Origin of the sequence: Streptomyces sp. NPDC086777, assembly GCF_040702065.1 — a bacterium.
In the GTDB taxonomy this organism is placed as follows: domain Bacteria; phylum Actinomycetota; class Actinomycetes; order Streptomycetales; family Streptomycetaceae; genus Streptomyces.
The window spans coordinates 57,902-77,317 of the sequence record NZ_JBFBJI010000034.1 but is presented as its reverse complement, the minus strand read 5'-3'; the positions used below and the strand labels follow the sequence as shown (position 1 = coordinate 77,317).

Genomic DNA, 19,416 nt, shown 5'->3' with positions numbered 1-19,416 from the left:
CACCGCCTTCCGCTCCCCCGAGCTCTCCCTGTGCCAACGATCAAGGAAGGGTACTCCGGGAGTGGTCGGCGGTGCAGCCGGATGGACAGGTCGTTTCTCAACTACCGTTTCCGGGCTGTCCGTTCTGATCAGCGAGGGCGGCCGGAGTGAGCGGATTCATAGCGGTGACGTCCCGCGGGGCGATGGAGAAGCCCTGCCAGTGGACCGGCATCGGCTGCTGGTCCTCGTCGCGCGCGATGTGGTGGAAACCGACGTTCACCCAGACCACGGGGTTGGTGAGGGTCTGCCCGTTCACGAACTTGTCGACGGTCTTGGGGTGACCGCTGGGGCAGCCCGGGTTGTTGCTGGCGAACTGCTCGCACTTGTCGTACTGGGTGAAGTAGACGTCGTGCGAAGTGAACGCGTGTCCCGGGTACTTGCTGCTGGCGCCCCGGACGATCTCGTACGAACGGGCGTGCCCGTCCTTGTTCTTGCCGGCCGTGCTGACCACGCGCCACCAGCGCATGTTCGCGGCGTCGCCGGCGAGTTCCTTGGTGACATTGGTGCGGGTGGTCCTGTTGCTGGGCGCCTCCTGGCCGTGGACCGGGGCGCTGACCTTCGAGTCGTACTGCTCGACACGGCTCTTGGAGGAGCCGTCGAGGTCGAAGTCCAGCTTCCAGAAGACGTTGTGGGCGTGGCTGGTGGCGTAGGCGTGGGCGCCCTTGCCGATCGGCCAGCCGCGGCCGTCCCCGGCGTCGTAGTCGCCCGGCGAGAGGCTGCCGGTGGCGCCGACGTTCATGTTGATCGTGCCGTCGTCCTGGAACCGCCACTCGGTCATGTACTCGTACCAGCCGACCTTGTTGACGGTGTAGACCAGCAGGTCCTTGCCCTGCTGCTGGTACACCCGGTTGCCGGTGTCGGCCTGCATCCGGTACGCGTGGCCGCGCGAACGGGTGGTGGTGCACAGGCCGTTGACATTGGGGTGGGCCGGGTCCCAGGCCTCGGGGACCTTGACCGTCTTGATGGTGCCGCCGGGACACTCGGCCGAGGCGAGCGGCACCAGGCCCTGGGCGAAGCCGAACCCGGTCAGGTCGTCGTACTCGACGCTGCCGTCGTCGTAGGGGACGTCGATCTGGGCGAGACGGGCGCTGGAGAGCACCTTGATGGGGGCCGACTCGCCCTTGGGCTGGTAGGAGATGTGCTCCAGGACCAGCCCGGCCTTGCTGTCGTAGCGCCAGCACATCCGCCAGGTGGTGCCGGTGGAGAGCTTCTGCTCGATGCGGTAGGCGGCCGAGCAGTCCGCGGCGGCCGCGCCGGCCTGCTTCGGCTGGGCGACGGCGGGCCCGGCGGCGGTGGTGGCGCCGGCGGCCAGCGCGACCGCGGACAGGCCCACGGCGGCCGTCCTGCGGGCATGGCGGATTCTGGGCACGCGCGTGCTCGCGCGCAGGTTCACGTGCATGACGAAGTGACTCCTGGTACGGGAGATGCGGAGTGAACGGTGAACGGAGGGCCCGGCTCAGCGGCCGAGCTTCACGACCTTGCGCGCGCTCAGGTCGACGATGAGCGACCTGGCGTCGATCCACGGCCCGTTCTTCACCTTCGGGAAGAGCCGCACGCAGCGGTGTTCGCCGCACGCGTCGAGGGCGGCCGGCTGGGCGCCCGGGGTGGCGCGGTAGACCGCGCTGTTGAGCAGCAGCTGCTGGTCCGGGTCGGTCAGCGCGGTGCCGGTGGCGTCCTTGAAGTCCGCCTTCAGGCCGGCACCGAGCCGGTCGGCGACGAGCAGCTTGAGCGCCTCGACGTTCTCGTCGTGGCTGAGCGGCGGCTGGACGCCCTTGCTGCTGGTGGTGTGCTCGACCTTGCCGGTGTCGAGGTTGACGGTCCGGGTGACGAGGGTGTCGTCCCGGTAGTCGTAGAACGTCACGTCCGCGCGACGCGGCGCATCCGAACTGTCCAGTTCGTTCGCGTCCGGCTCGGCGAGATCGACACTGAGCCGCTCCGGGCCGCGCCGGCCCTCGACGTTCTCCCCGGCGCTGAACATCTGCTGGGTCAGAGCGAGTTGCTCGACACGCCTGGTCTCGTCATCGGTCAGCGGGTCGCTGCCCGTGCCCTTCTTCCCCTCGGCAGGCGCCTGTTCCACCACACCCGGCTTGACGGCGTCCTGCCCCTGGCCCCCCTGTTGCGCGGCGACCGCCGCGCTCCCGTCGCTCCCTCCCGACTCGTTCGCCCCTGCCGTGCCCGGCAGGGTGATCCCGACCATCACGGCGGTCCCCGCGACCGCCAGTCCCGCACCGGCCACCACCTTGCCCAGATGGCGGTGCACTATCTTGCGCACATCTTCCCCCTACTCCCCCTTGGTCACAGGGAGTACGTGATTGCCCCACTGGTTCGGCACACGTCGGCCCCACGGGCTGCTGCGTGCACTGGTCGCGGGGTAAGAGGGACGTAAGTCACGAGGGGTTCCATTACTTTCGGGCAGACTCATGACCAAGGCGCCCCCGGGCGCAGGACACACCTGGAAGAGTCGACTTCATGCAGGTCTGGCCTGGAGAGGCATATCCGCTCGGCGCCACGTACGACGGCGCCGGGACCAACTTCGCGGTCTTCACGGAGGCCGCGGACCGAGTGGAGCTGTGTCTGCTGCACGACGACGGCTCCGAGACGGCGGTGGAACTGCGGGAGAGCGACGCCTTCGTGCGGCACGCCTACCTGCCCGGCGTGATGCCGGGGCAGCGGTACGGCTTCCGGGTGCACGGCCCGTACGACCCCGGGCGCGGGCTGCGCTGCAACTCGGCGAAGCTGCTGCTGGACCCCTACGCGAAGGCGGTCAGCGGGTCCGTGCGCTGGGGCGAGGAGGTGTACGGCTACCACTTCGGCGACCCGGACAAGCGCAACGACCTGGACTCGGCGCCGCACACCATGACGTCGGTGGTGATCAACCCGTACTTCGACTGGGGCGACGACCGGCGGCCGCGCACCGAGTACCACCACACGGTGATCTACGAGGCCCACGTGAAGGGCCTGACCATGCGCCACCCGGGGCTGCCCGAGGAGCTGCGCGGCACCTACGCGGGCCTGGCCCACCCGGCCGTCATCGAGCACCTGACGGCGCTCGGCGTCACGGCACTGGAGCTGATGCCGGTCCACCAGTTCGTGAACGACCACCGGCTGGTCGACATGGGCCTGAACAACTACTGGGGCTACAACACCATCGGCTTCTTCGCCCCGCACAACGCCTACGCCTCCTGGGGCGACCGCGGCCAGCAGGTCCTGGAGTTCAAGTCGGCGGTCCGGGCGCTGCACGAGGCCGGCATCGAGGTGATCCTCGACGTGGTCTACAACCACACCGCCGAGGGCAACCACCTGGGCCCGACGCTGTCCTTCCGGGGCCTGGACAACCCTTCCTACTACCGGCTGACGGACGACCCGCGCTACTACATGGACACCACCGGCACCGGCAACTCGCTGCTGATGCGGTCCCCGCACGTCCTGCAGATGATCATGGACTCGCTGCGGTACTGGGTCACCGAGATGCACGTCGACGGCTTCCGCTTCGACCTCGCGGCGACCCTGGCGAGGCAGTTCCACGAGGTGGACCGGCTTTCGTCGTTCTTCGACCTGGTGCAGCAGGACCCGGTCGTCTCCCAGGTGAAGCTGATCGCCGAACCCTGGGACGTCGGCGAGGGCGGTTACCAGGTGGGCAACTTCCCGCCGCTGTGGACCGAGTGGAACGGCAAGTACCGCGACACCGTGCGCGACCTGTGGCGCGGCGAGCCGCGCGCACTGGCGGAGTTCGCGTCCCGGCTGACCGGTTCCTCCGACCTCTACCAGGACGACGGCCGCCGCCCGCTGGCCTCCATCAACTTCGTCACCTGCCACGACGGCTTCACCCTGCACGACCTGGTGTCGTACAACGACAAGCACAACGAGGCCAACGGCGAGGACAACCGGGACGGCGAGAGCCACAACCGGTCCTGGAACTGCGGGGTCGAGGGCCACACCGACGACCCCGCGGTCCTCGAACTGCGCGAACGGCAGATGCGCAACTTCGTCGCCACGCTGATGCTGTCCCAGGGCGTGCCGATGCTCGGTCACGGCGACGAGTTCGCGCGCACCCAGCAGGGCAACAACAACGCGTACTGCCAGGACAACGAGGTGTCCTGGGTGGACTGGCCGGCTCCCGGGGACGACAGCGAGCTGCTGGCCTTCACGCGGGCGATGGCGCGGCTGCGCAAGGAGCACCCGGTCTTCCGGCGCCGGCGCTTCTTCCACGGCCGCCCGGTGGAGGGCACCCACGACGAGCTGTCCGACATCGCGTGGTTCACCCCCGAGGGCCACGAGATGGTCCAGCGGGACTGGGACTCGGCCCAGGCCTCGGCCCTCACGGTCTTCCTCAACGGCAACGCGATCTCGGAACCGGACACGCGGGGCCAGCGGATCGCCGACGACTCGTTCCTGCTGATGTTCAACGCGTCCCCGGAGCCGTTGGACTTCGCGGTGCCGGTGAATCACGGCCGGCAGTGGGAGGTGGTGGTCGACACCGCGCAGGCGGAGCCGGTGTCGGGCGGACCGAAGGTGGACGGCGGCGCACGTCTGACGTTGGTGGGCCGAAGCCTGACCGTGTTGAAGAGGCCGGCGTAGGGATGCCCGCTCCGACGGGCGGTTACCCAAGTGCGGGCCGGTGGGGGCTGGTCGCGCAGTTCCTCCCCCAGCCTTCGGCCGGGGGCACCCCCAGCGCCCCTTCGGGGCGCGGTCCCGCACCCCGTGACACATAAGCCGACCAGACGGGTACATAGGTCCGCATGACAGCCGAGCGAACCGTCCTCACCGTGCCGACAGCCACCTACCGACTCCAGCTCCAGCCCGGCTTCCCCTTCTCGGCCGCCCAGGCCGCTGTGCCGTACCTGGCCTCGCTCGGCGTCTCCCACCTCCACCTCTCCCCGGTCCTGGAGGCGGTCCCGGGCTCCACGCACGGCTACGACGTCGTGGACCCCGCGCGCGTGCGCGAGGAGCTCGGCGGCGAGGAGGGGCTGCGGGCGCTGTCGCGCGCCGCGCGGGAGCACGGTCTCGGCCTCGTCGTGGACATCGTGCCGAACCACATGGCGATGTCCCCCCGGCACAACCACGCCCTGTGGGAGGTGCTCCGGGAGGGCCCGAAGTCGCCGTACGCGCGCTGGTTCGACGTCGACTGGGAGGCGCAGGGCGGCCAGCTGCTGGTGCCGGTGCTGGGCGGGCCGGTCGGCGAGGTGCTCGGGCAGCTGACGGTGGACGGGGACGTGCTGCGCTACCACGAGCACGCCTTCCCGCTCCGCGCCGGCACCGCGGACCTGCCGCTGCCGGAGCTGCTGGACGCGCAGTGGTACCGCCCGGTGTGGTGGCGGCTGGCCCGGACCGAGCTGAACTACCGCCGGTTCTTCAGCATCTCGGAGCTGATCGGGGTGCGGGTGGAGGACCCGGAGGTGTTCGAGGCCACCCACGGCAAGATCCTCCAGCTGCTGCACGAGGGTGTGGTGGACGGGCTGCGCGTGGACCATCCCGACGGCCTGGCCGACCCCGACGGGTATCTCGCGCGGCTGCACGAGGCGACCGGCGGGCGCTGGACGGTCGTGGAGAAGATCCTGGCCGACGGCGAGCGCCTGCCGGCCGGCTGGGCGGTCGCGGGGACCACCGGGTACGACGCCCTGCGGCACGTGGACGGCCTGTTCACGGATCCCGCGGGCGCCGGTGAACTGCTCGTCGGGTACCGCGGGTTCGCGGCCCCGCAGACGGACCGGGGCGGCGACTGGCCGGCCACGGTGCGGCGGGCGGCGTACAAGGTGATCACGCACGAGCTGGCGGCCGAGACGGACCGGCTGACACGGGCGGCCACGCGCGTGTGCGCGACGTCGCCGGATCCCGCGCTGCGCGACCGGGCGCCCTGGGCGCTGCGCACCGCGCTGCAGGAGCTGCTGGTACGGATGCGGGTGTACCGGCCGTACGGCTGCGGCGACGTGGCCGCCGTGGTCACCGCGGAGGCCGCCGAGGAGGCCCGGCGGGCCTTCGTGGTGCCCGCGGAGGGCGGGGCGGTGGACGTGGTGCGCGGGCTGCTCCTGGCGGGCGACGGGCCGGGGGTCGCGGAGTTCCGGACCCGGTTCGCGCAGACCGCGTCGGCGCTGCGGGCGAAGTCCGTGGAGGACACGGCGTTCTACCGCTACGTGCCGCTGCTGTCGGCGACCGAGGTGGGCGGGGACCCGGGCAGCCCCGGTGTCTCCCCGGGCGCCTTCCACGCGTACTGCGCGCGCGTGCAGCGCGACTGGCCGCTCACCGGGACGGTGGTGACGACGCACGACACCAAGCGCAGCGCCGACGTGCGGGCCGCGCTCGCGGTGCTGACGGAGTGCCCGCAGCGCTGGGTGGACCTGCTGGCCGAGGTGACCCGGGACGAGGAGGGGGTGCCGGACGCACAGCTGGCCTGGGCGGCCTGGCAGACGGTGTTCGGGCTCGGCCCGGCGGATCCGGAGCGGGTCCGGGGGGCGCTGGTGAAGCACGTGCGGGAGGCGGGCCTGTACACGAGCTGGACGGAGCAGGAGCCGCCCTACGAGGAGGCGGTGGTCTCGTTCGTCGCGGCGGGGCCGTGCGGGGCGCCGGGAGAGCGCGTGGCGGCCTTCCGGGCCGCGCTGGGGCCGCACGTGCGGGCGAACGTGCTGGGGACGGCCCTGGTGCATCTGACGATGCCGGGGGTGCCGGACGTCTACCAGGGCACGGAGGGCGAGTACCGGGCGCTGGTGGACCCGGACAACCGGCGGCCGGTCGCTTTCCCGCCGGCGCACCCGGGCGAGAAGGACGCGGTGACGGCGGCGGCGCTGCGGCTGCGGGCGCGGCGCCCGGACGTGTTCGGCGGCACGGCGACGTACGCGCCGCTGACCGCCGAGGGGCCGGCCGCGGCGCACTGCCTGGCGTTCGCGCGCTCCGGGGAGGTGGTCACGGCGGTGACCCGGCTGTCGCTGCGGCTGGCCGAGGCGGGCGGCTGGCGGGACACGGTCCTGCCGCTGCCGCCGGGCCGCTGGGCGGACGCGCTGGCGCCGGGGCGGGAGTTCACGGGGCACGCGCGCGTGGACGAGCTCTTCGAGCGGCTGCCGGTGGCGCTGCTGGAGCGGGTGGGGGACGAGGACTGACGGGAGCTGACGGGAACCGACGGGAACCGACGGGAACCGACGGGAACTGCCGGGAACTGCCGGGAACTGGTACCAGAATTCACTCGTACGAGTGAATATGTGGCTGATCCGTCGGTTTGCTGAAACTTGCCGGGCGCCGACCGCGTCGGTTATCGGCGCGCGGAGCCGTTCCGCGCCCCGTAGTGGCTTCGCACCCCGGTCGGCGCCAACAGCCCCGCCGGCCGACGGCACACGCCTCTGGGCGCCCCCTGGAGCCTCCCCCGGGAGGTTCTTGACAGTTCACCTATGCCGTGCGGGACTGGGGAATGCGAAGCCGGGCGGACAAGTCGGGGGTGAGTCTCCTGCCGGAGCTGCGTTACCCCAGTGTTCCCGAACTCGTCGCCACCGCCCGGGCGCTCGCCGCGCACCGGCCCGGTCTGTGCACGTTGCGGCAGATCGGCGTCTCCCGCGCGGGCAGACCGCTGCACCTGCTGTCCGTCGGACACGCCCGCCGGGCGGTCCTGGTGGTCGCGGGTGCCCACGCCAACGAGCCGACCGGGGGCGGCACCCTCCAGGTACTGGCCGAACGGGTGCTGAACGAGCGGGAGCTGCGGGCGGAGAACTCCTGGCACTTCCTGCTCTGCGCGGACCCGGACGGGGCGAGCCTGCACGTCACCCCGGCCCCGAGCAGCCTGTTCGACTACCACCTCGGCTTCTACCGGCCGGCGGGCCCGGAGCAGCCGGAGTGGTCCCCGTCGGTGCTGCCGCCGGACCGGCTGCCGCCCGAGACCCGGGCCCTGCTCGGGGTGATCGACGAACTGCGCCCCTACCTCCAGGTCACCCTGCACGGCACCGATCTGGGCGGCAGCTGGGTACAGCTGACGAGGGACGTGCCGGGGCTCGCCGAACCGTTCGCCAAGTCCGCGGCGGAGCTGCACATCCCGGTGGAGACGGGCGCCTCGGACGCCGCGGGCTGGCCGCACTCGGGGCCCGGGGTGCGGGTGATGCCGGGTCCGGAGACGGGGGTGGCGTACCCGAGCATGCCGGACGACGCACGGCACAGCACCTGGTACCACGCGCACCGGTACGGCGGTCTCACGGCGGTGGTCGAGGTGCCGATGTGGGCGAGCGACCTGGTCGACGACCCGGCGCCGCACCCGGCTCCCGCGGCGGCGATGCAGCGGCTGGCGCGGCGGCTGCTGCGGGACTCGCGGCAGGTGGAGCAGGTGCTGGCCGAGGCACTGCCCCGGCTGGACGGCCCGGGCGGCCTGGACGGGCCGCTGCTGCGGGCCGCCCGGTGGGCGCTGGGGCTGATCCCCGGACTGGCCGAGGACTGGAGCCGGCGGCCGCCGGTCGACACCACCATGGCGTACGTCGGCAGCGTGGACGCCTTCGGGCGGCGGCTGCCGTTGCGGGCGGCGTCCATGCTGCTGCGGGTGCTGCGGGAGGCGGACGACCGCGCGGCACCGCGGCTGGAGGAGCTGGTGGCCTCCTGGTGCGAGGCCTACGCCGAGCGTTTCCAGGCCCGCTGGGTGCCGCTGGAGCGCCAGGTGGAGCATCAGTCCAGGACGGTGCTGGCGGCCGCGCAGCACGCACGGGAGCAGGCGGCGTGAGGCCCGGGCTCCGTGGTCGGCCGGTGGGGCCGCACGCCGCCCCGGGGCTCAGTCGTCGAGGGCGAAGACCGGTCCGGTCCGGGCCGCCATCTGGCAGGCGTTCGGGAACGTCTCGAGGTACTCGACCGGCCTGCCGTTCCACTGCCCGCGCGCCTGGGCGGTCACCGGCGCGTAGACCATCGGGCACATCGCGTCCTTGGCCGGGGTGATGCGGGCGATGTCACCGTCCGCCGTGGCCAGTTGGGCACAGGCCTCGGCCGCGTGCGCGTACCCCTGGGGCGGGTCGCACAGCAGGACGGTGCCGCGCGCGTCGTCCGACTGGTTCTCGCCCTGGGTGACGGTCAGGTACAGGTAGTCGCCGCCGCGCGTCGCGGCCGGCGCGGCCTGGGCCGGTCCGGCGGCGAGGAGGGCGGCCGCGGCCAGCAGGGCACCGCAGGCCGCTGTCGCTTTGCTGAGAGGTGTCATTCCCCGTGCATCGGCACGGCGGGCTGGGTTCCCCAGTCCGGCTCACCCGATCGGGCAGGCACCCGCACCTGGCGGTGTGCCAGTTCGAAGGCGCTCAGGACCACCCGTGTCTGGTACTCGGCCTGGCGGGCGACCGGGATCCAGCGCGCGCCGAGGGCGCCGTGGTAGTCCGCGCACCAGGTGTCGATCAGCCGGTCCAGGTCGGGCAGCGCGGCGGCCGGGTCGCGCCCGGTGCTGCGCAGGAGCTGGTGCAGCATCCCGGCGGTGCGCAGGGCCAGCCGGCGCCCGGCGATGCGCAGGGCGGCCAGGTGGGCGGAGCTGAGCGGGGGCAGCGGGCGGGCGCTGCCGGCGTCCGTGTCGGGGTCCCAGGCGTCGGCGAGGCCGGGGCGGACCAGCAGGTAGTCCTCGACCGGCGCGAGCAGCCGGGCCGCGTCCGGCGCCGCGTACAGCTGCGGCCTGACCCGGGCCAGCACGCCGTCCAGGAGCTCCGTGTCGCGCCGCAGGGTCCGGCTGACCGAGCGCAGTGCCGCGTCCCGGTCGACGGGCGGTGTGCCGTCCTGGACGGCGGCCACGCCCCACATGGGCGCCTCGACGATGGCGGTGACGGTGCCGTGCCGGTGGGGGTGGAACCAGGTGGACTCGACGGCGGCCTCGGTGATGGCGGCGGCCAGATCGCCCCGGCGCGGCGGCGGGACGCGGTAGACGGCCGGTCCCAGGGTGGGCCAGTACAGGGTGTCGTAGGCGCCGAGTTCGCGGGGGATGCCGAGCCGGGTCGCGGCGTGCGCGAGGCGCCGGTCGAGGCCCGGCAGCTCGCGGGTCAGCTCGACGAAGCCGCCGCCGACGTCGACGCCGTGCAGCGAGCACTGGAGGAAGGGCCGCAGCTCGTCCTGGAGGCCGAGCAGGACCCTGGTCTCGGGCAGCGCGGCGGCGGCCGCGCCGTCGGGCAGCCACTCGGGCTGCTCCAGGAAGCCGGGCCGGAAGAAATTGCGGAAGTAGTGGCCGAGGTCGTACGGTCCGGCCAGCCACCCCTCGTTGCGCCGCGCGCCGTCCGGGTCCAGGCACAGCAGCAGGTTCCAGGTGACGTCGGCGTCCTCGGTGTGCCTCGGGTCGGCCAGCAGCCGGTCGGCGAGCCGCAGGACGGTGGCGCCGCCGACGGGTTCGTTGGCGTGCGGGCCTGCGACGACGAGGACGTGGCGGGTTCCGTGACCGATGGAAAGCAGCCATATCGGGGTGCCCGCGCGGGAGGTCCCGGCCCGGCGCAGCCTGGCGTCCCGGGGGCGGTCGGCGACCAGTGCGGCCGCCCGCGCGGCGAGCTCGTCCACGGACGGGTAGCGGAGGAGGGGCGGCAGGTCACACCTCCACAGAACGGTGCCGTCACTTCACATGGTGTACATGGTTCCCGCACAGTCAGTCACGACTTGCGGGGCACGTCAACACCGCGACGGACAATCGTTTTTCGGCCATCGCCCGGGACACGGCCGGGTGGCGGCGGGGCGGCCCCGGGTTCAGCCGCTCGCGAGCCGGAACGCCATCCGGCCGAACGCGACCTGGTCGCCCTCGCGGACGACGGCGGCGCCGGTCACCCGGCGGCCGTTCACGGTCGTGCCGTTGGTGGAGCCGAGGTCCCTGAGGACCCACAGGCCGCCCTGCCGGCGGAGTTCGGCGTGCACCCGCGAGACCGTCTCGTGGTTGAGCCGCAGCCCGTTGGCGGGGTCGCGGCCGATGCGCAGCGGATGGTCGTTGCCCGGGTGCGGGAGCATCAGCTTGGGCAGCCGTTCGGCCTGCCAGGCCCGGCGCAGCCGCACGGTGAAACCGGAGACGGCCTCGACGGTGCCGAAGAGCACGCGCGCGAAGCGGCTCTCCTGCGGCAGGTCTGCGGTGAGCGCCGCGAGTTCGTCGGAACGCCGGGCGGCGAGCGCCAGCTCCATGCGACGCACGAACGTGTCGTGCGACAGCCGTCCCATGGCGACGCCGTCACGCAGCACGCTCAGCGCCTTGTCGCGCTCCGCGTCGGACAGCCGCGCGGGGTAGGTGTGGAACTCGAAGGACGACGTCACGCTGCCGATTCTGGGTCAGTGAACCCCGGGTGTCCAGAAAACAGGGAAACGGCCGTCACGCGCACGTACGGACGGCGACACCCGTTCCGCAAAGCCGGGATTCAAAGCGGATTGATCTCTTTTCACGGCACGATGGACGTACTACCTCACGATGAGCCAGACGAAGGGGACCGTCCGTGCAGTTCGAGGTGTGGGCACCGCAGGCAGACCGTGTGACGCTCCATTGCGACGGCGCCACGCGCGCGTTGGAGCGCGACCCGGACCGGTCCGGCTGGTGGGCCGGGGAGGCGGCCGCCGAGGACGGCACCCGCTACGGGTTCGCGCTGGACGGCGGCCCGGTGCTGCCCGACCCGCGCTCGCGCCGCCAGCCGGACGGGCCGGACGGGCTCAGTGCGGTCGTCGACCACGAACGCCACGAGTGGCGAGCCGCCTGGCCGGGGCGCGCGCTGCCCGGCGCCGTCCTCTACGAGCTGCACGTGGGCACGTACACCCCCGAGGGCACCCTGGACGCGGCCGCCGGCCGCCTCGGCCATCTGCGGGAACTGGGTGTCACGCACGTCGAGTTGATGCCGCTGTGCCCGTTCCCCGGGCGGCACGGCTGGGGGTACGAGGGCGTCTCGCTGTGGGCGGTGCACGAGCCGTACGGCGGCCCCGAGTCGCTGAAACGCTTTGTCGACCGGGCCCATGAACTCGGCCTGGGTGTCGTCCTGGACGTCGTGCACAACCATCTCGGCCCCTCCGGCAACTACCTGCCCGCCTTCGGGCCCTACTTCACGGACGCGCACCAGACGCCCTGGGGTTCCGCCGTGAACCTGGACGCGCCCGGGTCGGACGAGGTGCGCGCGTATCTGGTGGGCAGCGCGCTGGCCTGGCTGCGCGACTACCGGATCGACGGGCTGCGCCTGGACGCCGTGCACACGTTGTGCGACACGCGCGCGTGCCACTTCCTGGAGGAGCTGTCGTCCGCCGTGGCGGCCCTGGCGGCCGAGTCGGGGCGGCCGCTGTTCCTCGTCGGCGAGTCCGACCTGAACGACCCGCGGGTCATCACCCCGCGCGCGGAACACGGGTTGGGCCTGGACGCGCAGTGGAACGACGACTTCCACCACGCCCTGCACGCCGCGCTGACCGGCGAGTCCCAGGGCTACTACGCCGACTTCGCCCGCGCCCCGTTCTTCGCCCTCGCCAAGACGCTCACCGGCGGCTACTTCCACGACGGCACGTACTCCGCCTTCCGCGGCCGCCGGCACGGCCGCCCGCTGGACCGCGCACGGACGGCCGGGCACCGGCTGCTCGGCTACACCCAGACCCACGACCAGATCGGCAACCGCGCCCAGGGCGACCGGCTTTCGGCGGCCCTCTCCCCCGGTCTGCTGGCCTGCGCCGCCACACTGATCCTGACCGCGCCCTTCACGCCGATGCTGTTCATGGGTGAGGAGTGGGCGGCCGGCACCCCCTGGCAGTTCTTCACCGACCACACGGACCCGGACCTCGCCGACGCCGTACGCCGGGGCAGGCGGCGGGAGTTCGCGGCGCACGGGTGGGCCGAGGAGGACGTGCCCGACCCGCAGGACCCGGCGACCCGGGACCGGTCCTGCCTGGACTGGTCGGAGCCGGAACGCGAGCCGCACGCGGGCGTGCTGGAGTGGTACCGCCGCCTGCTGACGCTGCGCCGCGAGCAGCCGGACCTCACCGACCCCGACCTCGCCGACACCAAGGTGGCGTACGACGAGGCGGCCCGCTGGCTGGCGTTCCGGCGCGGGGACGTGCGGGTGGCGGTGAACCTGGGCAAGGAGCCGGCCGAGATCCCGCTCGGCACCGGCCGGGTGGAGGTGCTGGCCGCCTGGGACACCGTGGCGACACCCGACCCGGACGGGGTGCTGCGGGTGCCGGGCGAGTCGTGCGTGGTGCTCACCCAGGCCTGACCCCGCCCGGGACCCCGGCCGGACCACCCGGCTCCGGGCCCCCGGCTCCGGGCCCCCGGCTCCGGGCGCCCCGCTACAGCTCCTCGTCGCCCTCGGTCTCCTCGCGCAGCTCCGTCACCCGCTCCAGCAGGATGGTCTCCCAGGCGCGGCGGAGTTGGGTGCGCAGCAGCGGCAGGGGGCTGTCGTCGCGGCCTTCGAGGCGGTCGGTGAGACGGACGACGGTGTCGCAGCGGGCCAGCCACAGGCCGCGCAGGCAGGGCCGGGCGCCGTAGCCCGCGAGGGTCGCCGCGCGGACGGCCGCGCCGGAGCCGACCGCGAGGGCGAGCCCGGCGATGTCCTCGGCGGGGTCGCCGACCGCCGCGTCGGTCCAGTCGAGGACGCCGCGCACCCTGCCGTCGGCACTGACCACCAGGTGCTCGCCCTTGAGGTCGTGGTGGACCAGCACGGCGGTGCCGGGCTGGGCGGCGAGCTGCGCGGCACCCGGCGGGGTCAGCTGGAGCAGCCGGGAAGGGTCGAACTCGTCGGCGGCGGCGAGCCGTTCGGCGGCGGCCACCGCCATCCTGCGCAGCGCCTCCAGGGAACGCGGCGCGGTGCGCGGCACACCGAGCGTCTCGGCCTGCCGGACCGGCACCTCGCGCAGCCCGGTGAGCAGCCCGGCCAGGTCCGCCTCGCCCACCGCGGAGACGTCGTGCTCCTCGGCGGTACCCCCGGGGATCACGGTGTCCAGCGTGTACGTCAGCCCCGGCGCCCACTCGCCGTGCGCCACGCCGGTCGGGACCGCGACGGGCAGGTGCGGCCGCATCAGGTCGCGCAGCCGCAGTTCGCGGCGCCGGCGCACGGAGGCCTCCCGGTCGGGGGCGAGCCGCAGAACGTGCCGGGTGCCGACCCACCAGGTGGAGTGTTCACCGCCCTCCGCGACGGGCCGCACCTCGGGGCCCGAGGCGCCGTCCGTGCTCTCCTTGAGCAGTGAACGGACCAGTTTGCGGACGGTGTCCGCGGTGGGAGTCGGTGCCTGGGTCATGGATCGCGCCGTTGCCGTTCGGGAGGGGTGGGGTCGGGCGGGTGGTTCCGGGGCCGGTCGGTCAGGCCACGACGACCATCTCGCGGGTGGTGTTGTTGAAACGACGGCCGCCCTGCGCGGTCACCGTGACGATGTCCTCGATCCGCACGCCGAAGCGGCCGGGCAGGTAGATGCCGGGCTCCACGGAGAAGCACATCCCGGGCACCAGCGGCTGCTCCTCGCCCTCGATCATGTACGGCGGCTCGTGCGTGGTGACGCCGATGCCGTGGCCCGTGCGGTGGATGAAGAACTCGCCGTACCCGGCGTCGGCGATGACCGCGCGGGCGGCCCGGTCGACCTCCTGGCAGGCGGCGCCGGGGCGGACGGCCCGGAAGCCGGCCTCCTGGGCGGCGCGCACGATGTCATGCACCTCGCGCTCCTCGGCGGACGGCGGGCCCACGTGCACGGTGCGGGTGGTGTCGGAGCCGTAGCCGTCCTTGAGGCCGCCGAAGTCGAGGACGACCATGTCGCCGTCCTGGATGACCCGGTCGCCGACCTCGTGGTGCGGGTTGGCGCCGTTGGGGCCTGAGCCGACGATGGTGAAGTCGACCTGTTCGTGGCCGAAACGGCGCAGCAGGTCGGCGAGGTCGTGGCCGACGTCGGACTCGCGGCGGCCGGCGAAGGGAACCCCGCGGATCTCCTCGAACGTCGCATCGGCAGCCGCTCCGGCGGCGGCGAGGAGTTCGAGTTCGGCGGCGTCCTTGACGGCGCGGAGCATGGGGAGCGCGTCGGTGAGGGAGGCGTAGGAGGTGTCGGGGAGTGCCCGCTGCAGGCCCAGCAGGTGCATGGCCCAGGCATTGTCGCTGATACCGAAGCGGCCGTCCTTGGCGACCAGGTCGGCGGCCACGGCGTAGGGGTCGGTGCCGTCGGTCCAGTCCCGCAGGGTCAGCACGGCCGCGCCGTCGGCCTTCTCGGCGTCGGGGGCCTCCAGGGTGGGGACGACCAGCACGGGGTCCCGGCCGGGGGTCAGGACGAGGAGGGTGAGCCGCTCGGTGACGGCGGTGGGGGTGTAGCCGGTGAGCCACACCATGTCGGGGCCGGGGGCGATCAGGAGGCCGGCGAGTCCGGCGTCCGCCGCGGTGTGCGCTGCGCGCGTCATGCGGGACTTGTAGTCGCCGGCGGTGAAGGGGGCGGCCGTGCCGGTCATCCAGGGCCTCCTTGCGCGGGTGAGGGTGCCTCGGGAGCATCCTGCCGGGTGCGGCGGGGGTGCGCGAGCCGGTTTGGCCGAAGCCGCCGTCGTGAGCTGCGGTTGTGGCGCCGGTGCGGGTGGATTGCGGCTGGTCGCGCGGTTCCCCGCGCCGCTCGGGGCGCGTCCGGGCGGGCCTTCTCAGGTGACGATGCCCGGCACCACTGTCAGCTGCTGGTACCCGCCGCTCGCGTGCCGCACGGTGAGTCCGACCACCTTCCCCGGCCGGGCGTCGGTCACCGCGCGGACCAGGTCGGCCGCGCTGTCGATGCGCCGGGCACCGAACTGGAGCAGGACGTCGCCGCGCACCAGCCCCGCCGTGTAGCCCGGGCCCGGCACGTGGACGCCCGTCACCAGTGCGCCCACCTGCTCGGCGTCCACGGCCTCCAGGCCCAGGGTCGCGGCGGCCGTCGGCGAGGGGGTGGGGGTGACCGCGGCTGCGGGGCGCGGTGTCGGCGGCGGGGCCTGCCGGTGCAGTTCCGCCAGTCTGCTCATGCCGATCACCGTGGCACCCACCGTGCCTAGGCCGACCCCGGACAGCACCAGGACGGTGCCGACGAGCGCGCCGAACACCAGGGTCCTGAGGTGGCGGCCACGCCGGCGCGCGGCGTGCGGTCGGCGGGCCGGGTCGGACGGGGGGCTGTACCCGCGCTCCTGACCGGGGATCGGCTTGGGACGCAATGCGGTCTGTTCCATGGTTCGCCTCCACCCCGAGCTCTACCCGGCGCACACGGGCGCGACGAGACACGAACGAGTGAGACTGCCCCTGGGGCGACGGCGGGAAGGCGGGTGAGGCCGTGGCCGGCGGCGGCCAGCGCGGTGACAGTGCGGCCGTCGGGGGAGGATCAGGACGAGGAGGGTGAGCGACGATCCGTACGACGTCGGCGCGCGCCGCCTCCAGGCGCAGCAGCAGCGGGCCGACGTGTTCCAGGAGTCGTTCACCGACCGCCGTCGGGGTCGCCGGGCGGCGGGTGAGCAGGGGAGCGCCGAGGTCCTGTTCGAGGGCCGCGATCGCCGGGAGACCGCGGACCGGGTGCAGCCCAGTTCGCACACGGCCTCCGCGAAGGAGGCGAGGCGGGCGACGGTGCCCCGCCCGCATCCGGTGATCCGGGCACTGGCCCGGGCGGCGGTCACCGAAGCCGGCGAGCGGGGTACGGCTGTCGGTATGAGGCAGGGACCCCGCCGGCCGGCTCCCGGCCGCCCCTGTCGTTCAGCGGCCGAGACGCGCCCGCACCACACGCACCATGGCCTCGACCTCGTCGACGCCCGTCATCCGCGCGAGAAGGACGAACAGAGCGGTCATCACGGCCGCTCCCGCGGCGAGTGCCGTGAGCGCGGCGACGACGGGGGTGTGGATCACTGTCATCAGCCAGGCGGTGACCGATCCGGCCGCCAGGGACGCGGGAAGGGCGGCCCCGACGAGACGGGCGTAGGTCCTTGCGACCCGCCGGCCGTCGAGGTCGCCGCCGAGCCGCCTGCGGAGCCGCCTCCAGGCGACACCGACGCCGACGACGTAGGCCAGGCCGTAGGCGAGCGCCATACCGGTCACGGCCCACCGCGCGGGAAGCAGGAGATAGGCGGCGAAGGATCCGGCGGCGTTCACGAGCGCGACGACGAGGGTGTTGAAGAAGGGTGTCCGGGTGTCTTCGTAGGCGTAGAACCCGCGCAGCACCACGTACTGCACCGAGTACGGGATCAGCCCCAGGGCGAAGGCCATCAGGACGAAGCCGATGTTGCGGGCGCCTTCCTCCCCGGCTCCGGCGTAGAGCAGTTGGATCAGAGGCACTCCGAGAGCGAGGAACGCGAAAGCACAGGGAACGATGGCGACCGCTGACGTTCGCAGTCCCCGTGAGATGTCGTCCCGGACCGCTGCGTGGTCGTCGTCGGCGGCCGCGCGGGCGATCCGGGGAAGAATGGCTGTCATCACGGAGACGGTGATGATGGCCTGTGGCATCTGCCAGAGGAGGAGCGCGTAGTTGTACGCGGTGATGCCGGTACCGGGGTGTCCGGTCTTCTCCGCGGTCGCACCGGCGGCGGTGGCGAGACGCGTCACGACGACCATGCCGGCCTGGTTGACGAGCACGAACAGGAAGGTCCATTTCGCCAGGCCGAGAGCCTTCCCGAGACCATGGCCCCGCCAGTCGAGGCGGAGACGGATCCGGAATCCGGAGTCGCGCAGGTAGGGGACCATGGCCAGGGCCTGGACCGCGAGCCCCAGAAGGGTGCCGACACCGAGCAGCCGTATTCCCTGCGGTGTGATCGTCGATGCCGAGATCCCCGAGCGGGAGGCCGTACCGAAAACCCAGGCGAACGACCCGAAAGCGGCGATGATCAGGATGTTGTTCAGGACGGGCGTCCACATCATGGCGCCGAACCGCCCCCGCGCGTTCAGGATCTGCCCCATCACCACGTGCATCCCCATGAAGAACATCGTGGGCAGGCAGTAGCGGGCGAAGGCGACCGCAACCCGCATCTGGTCGGGGTGGCCGGCCATCGAGGGCGACATGAGACGGATGAATTCCGGCGCCGCGATGACACATATCAGGGTCGTCGACCCGAGGAATGTGATGACCAGGGTGATGAGACGGTTCGCGTATGCGGCGCCCCCGTCGGAGTCCTCCTTCATGGAACGCACCAACTGCGGGATGAAGACGGCGTTGAGGGCTCCCCCGCCGACCAGCACGTAGATCATGGTGGGGAGCGTGTTGGCGACCTGGTAGGTGTCGTTGAGCGTGCCCACACCCAGCGCGGCCCCCATGACCAGGGTGCGCAGAAATCCGGTCAGGCGTGAAACGAGGGTTCCGGCCGCCATCAGGGCGCTGGACTTCATGAGACCGGGCGACCGCCCGGCGTCCGGGCTTTCACCCGGAGCCGGATTCGCCTGTGTCACGGCGGAGTTCACGCCTGCGGCGGCGCCGGACACGCGGCGGATCCGGAGCGTGTCGAAGTCACGGGCGGCCGTGTGGCTGCCGTCGCCCTCAGCATCCATGCGTGTCCCAGCGCTCCGAATCTCCGACCAGCTGAACGGACCCGCCACCATACCGGCGGCGCGGCAACACGGACGGACGGTCCTGTCGAGGCCGTCCCGCACCCCGCGTCGGACGCCGTCGTCGGACGCCGTTGTCAGTGGCGGCTGTTACGTTCTGTGACATGACCGATCACTGCCTGCGGCTGCTCCGGCAGCACCGCCGCCTGGCCGAACTCGCGGCGTTTCCCTTCGACTTCGACCTGGACCGGGCCGTCCACGGCCATGCCGAGCCGGTTCGTCTCGCCTCCGGCGGCTCGCTGGAAGCGGTGGCGGGAAGCGACACCGGTGGCACCTACTTCGTGTGCGCGGACGGCTCGTTGCTCTACGCGGACTCGGAGGGCTCGGCCGGGATCATAGGGTCGTCCGTCGACGAGGCGCTGGAGATCGTGATCGGCCTGCCGGGCTGGCGTGACCTCCTGGACCTGTCTCCGGCGGACGGCGAGACGGCGATCCTCGCGCGCGTCACCGAGATCGAGGAGGAGATCCGCGAGTACCACGGCATCGACGAGGAGCGCGCCGAACTCCGCGCCGCCCTGGGCCTGCCCGGCCGCTCCCCCGTCGCGCTGCTCGGCATGCTGCACGCGGCCCTGCTGCGCACCGAGCCCGACTTCCTCCTGCTGAACGCGGACGAAGGCTGCGCCTACGACCTGCTCGACCCGCACCCCCGGCCGCCCCTGTGGGAATCGGTACGGCACGAGGTCCCGGGCGACCCGGCCGGCCTGCCGCTGTCGACGTGGACCCGGCCGGCGGCCGAACAGGGGATGACCGAGCTCGCCCGGGTGGCGCTGATCCGCCGCCTGGACGGCATGTTCATGGACCAGCGCCTGCTGCTGCGGCCCGGCAGCAGCACGGACCTCGATCCGGCACCGCTGCTGCGGCTGGCCGAGGAGTTCGAGCGGCTGGGCGACCTGGCGCAGGCCGGGCGGGCCCGGGGTCTGCACGCCTCCCTCGAGTAGGGACCCGCGGGCTGGGCGCC

Annotated in this window: 14 protein-coding genes and 1 pseudogene; 5 read left to right on the top strand and 10 right to left on the bottom strand. The window is 72.9% G+C overall.

Features of this window, described 5'->3' with window-relative positions:
- Positions 1–97 precede the first annotated feature (97 nt).
- Both AB0472_RS35295 and AB0472_RS35290 read right to left on the bottom strand, forming a co-directional pair.
- A complete protein-coding gene (locus tag AB0472_RS35295; protein WP_366362687.1) occupies positions 98–1,438 on the bottom strand; it encodes a copper amine oxidase in 1,341 nt (446 codons plus the stop codon).
- Between the two features lie 57 nt (positions 1,439–1,495).
- On the bottom strand, positions 1,496–2,311 hold the full coding sequence (locus AB0472_RS35290) for a Tat pathway signal sequence domain protein (protein WP_366362685.1): 816 nt from the start codon (positions 2,309–2,311) through the stop codon (positions 1,496–1,498).
- Positions 2,312–2,508: 197 nt separating this feature from the next.
- On the opposite strand from AB0472_RS35290, the gene glgX reads away from it, so the two are divergent.
- From glgX to AB0472_RS35275, 3 genes are all read left to right on the top strand, one after another.
- The gene (gene glgX, locus AB0472_RS35285) at positions 2,509–4,617 is read left to right on the top strand and encodes a glycogen debranching protein GlgX (RefSeq protein WP_366362683.1); all 2,109 of its coding nucleotides are present in this window, start codon (positions 2,509–2,511) and stop codon (positions 4,615–4,617) included.
- Between the two features lie 161 nt (positions 4,618–4,778).
- Positions 4,779–7,130 carry a malto-oligosyltrehalose synthase gene (treY, locus tag AB0472_RS35280; protein ID WP_366362681.1) on the top strand — a complete coding sequence of 784 codons (2,352 nt, stop codon included), beginning with the start codon at positions 4,779–4,781 and terminating at the stop codon, positions 7,128–7,130.
- Positions 7,131–7,462: 332 nt separating this feature from the next.
- A complete protein-coding gene (locus AB0472_RS35275) occupies positions 7,463–8,722 on the top strand; it encodes a M14 family zinc carboxypeptidase (RefSeq protein ID WP_366362679.1) in 1,260 nt (419 codons plus the stop codon).
- 48 nt (positions 8,723–8,770) lie between these two features.
- Here AB0472_RS35275 and AB0472_RS35270 read toward each other — a convergent pair whose 3' ends face one another.
- From AB0472_RS35270 to AB0472_RS35260, 3 genes are all read right to left on the bottom strand, one after another.
- Positions 8,771–9,187, bottom strand: a complete 417-nt coding sequence (locus AB0472_RS35270) for an SSI family serine proteinase inhibitor (protein WP_366362677.1) — start codon at positions 9,185–9,187, stop codon at positions 8,771–8,773.
- Positions 9,184–10,551, bottom strand: a complete 1,368-nt coding sequence (locus AB0472_RS35265; protein ID WP_366362716.1) for a M14 family zinc carboxypeptidase — start codon at positions 10,549–10,551, stop codon at positions 9,184–9,186. Before AB0472_RS35265 ends, AB0472_RS35270 begins: the two co-directional genes overlap by 4 nt.
- A 141-nt stretch (positions 10,552–10,692) precedes the next feature.
- On the bottom strand, positions 10,693–11,244 hold the full coding sequence (locus tag AB0472_RS35260; RefSeq protein WP_366362675.1) for a DUF1707 and FHA domain-containing protein: 552 nt from the start codon (positions 11,242–11,244) through the stop codon (positions 10,693–10,695).
- A 176-nt stretch (positions 11,245–11,420) separates the two neighbouring features.
- On the opposite strand from AB0472_RS35260, the gene treZ reads away from it, so the two are divergent.
- The gene (gene treZ / locus AB0472_RS35255) at positions 11,421–13,166 is read left to right on the top strand and encodes a malto-oligosyltrehalose trehalohydrolase (RefSeq protein WP_366362673.1); all 1,746 of its coding nucleotides are present in this window, start codon (positions 11,421–11,423) and stop codon (positions 13,164–13,166) included.
- A gap of 73 nt (positions 13,167–13,239) precedes the next feature.
- Here treZ and AB0472_RS35250 read toward each other — a convergent pair whose 3' ends face one another.
- From AB0472_RS35250 to murJ, 5 genes and pseudogenes are all read right to left on the bottom strand, one after another.
- On the bottom strand, positions 13,240–14,187 hold the full coding sequence (locus tag AB0472_RS35250; RefSeq protein WP_366362671.1) for an aminoglycoside phosphotransferase family protein: 948 nt from the start codon (positions 14,185–14,187) through the stop codon (positions 13,240–13,242).
- 61 nt (positions 14,188–14,248) lie between these two features.
- Positions 14,249–15,373, bottom strand: coding sequence for an aminopeptidase P family protein (locus AB0472_RS35245; RefSeq protein WP_366362669.1), 1,125 nt, complete (start codon positions 15,371–15,373; stop codon positions 14,249–14,251).
- A gap of 180 nt (positions 15,374–15,553) precedes the next feature.
- Positions 15,554–16,108 (bottom strand): PDZ domain-containing protein, encoded by a 555-nt coding sequence (locus AB0472_RS35240; protein WP_366362667.1) that lies wholly within the window; start codon positions 16,106–16,108, stop codon positions 15,554–15,556.
- A 160-nt stretch (positions 16,109–16,268) separates the two neighbouring features.
- Positions 16,269–16,519, bottom strand: a pseudogene (locus AB0472_RS35235) (LysR family transcriptional regulator); the annotation flags it as partial.
- A 103-nt stretch (positions 16,520–16,622) separates the two neighbouring features.
- Positions 16,623–18,401 (bottom strand): murein biosynthesis integral membrane protein MurJ, encoded by a 1,779-nt coding sequence (murJ, locus tag AB0472_RS35230; RefSeq protein WP_366362665.1) that lies wholly within the window; start codon positions 18,399–18,401, stop codon positions 16,623–16,625.
- Between the two features lie 161 nt (positions 18,402–18,562).
- Here murJ and AB0472_RS35225 point away from each other — a divergent pair, with 161 nt between their 5' ends.
- Positions 18,563–19,396: a hypothetical protein gene (locus AB0472_RS35225; RefSeq protein ID WP_366362663.1), complete on the top strand. Its 834-nt coding sequence runs from the start codon at positions 18,563–18,565 to the stop codon at positions 19,394–19,396.
- The last annotated feature ends 20 nt before the right edge of the window (positions 19,397–19,416 follow it).

What these genes read in the sequence shown, in the direction of transcription:
- AB0472_RS35295 (WP_366362687.1), bottom strand. Translation starts at nt 1,438, where the DNA reads ATGCACGTGAACCTGCGCGCGAGCACGCGCGTGCCCAGAATCCGCCAT.
- glgX (WP_366362683.1), top strand. Translation starts at nt 2,509, where the DNA reads ATGCAGGTCTGGCCTGGAGAGGCATATCCGCTCGGCGCCACGTACGAC.
- treY (WP_366362681.1), top strand. Translation starts at nt 4,779, where the DNA reads ATGACAGCCGAGCGAACCGTCCTCACCGTGCCGACAGCCACCTACCGA.
- AB0472_RS35270 (WP_366362677.1), bottom strand. Translation starts at nt 9,187, where the DNA reads ATGACACCTCTCAGCAAAGCGACAGCGGCCTGCGGTGCCCTGCTGGCC.
- AB0472_RS35250 (WP_366362671.1), bottom strand. Translation starts at nt 14,187, where the DNA reads ATGACCCAGGCACCGACTCCCACCGCGGACACCGTCCGCAAACTGGTC.
- AB0472_RS35245 (WP_366362669.1), bottom strand. Translation starts at nt 15,373, where the DNA reads ATGACCGGCACGGCCGCCCCCTTCACCGCCGGCGACTACAAGTCCCGC.
- AB0472_RS35240 (WP_366362667.1), bottom strand. Translation starts at nt 16,108, where the DNA reads ATGGAACAGACCGCATTGCGTCCCAAGCCGATCCCCGGTCAGGAGCGC.
- murJ (WP_366362665.1), bottom strand. Translation starts at nt 18,401, where the DNA reads ATGGATGCTGAGGGCGACGGCAGCCACACGGCCGCCCGTGACTTCGAC.
- AB0472_RS35225 (WP_366362663.1), top strand. Translation starts at nt 18,563, where the DNA reads ATGACCGATCACTGCCTGCGGCTGCTCCGGCAGCACCGCCGCCTGGCC.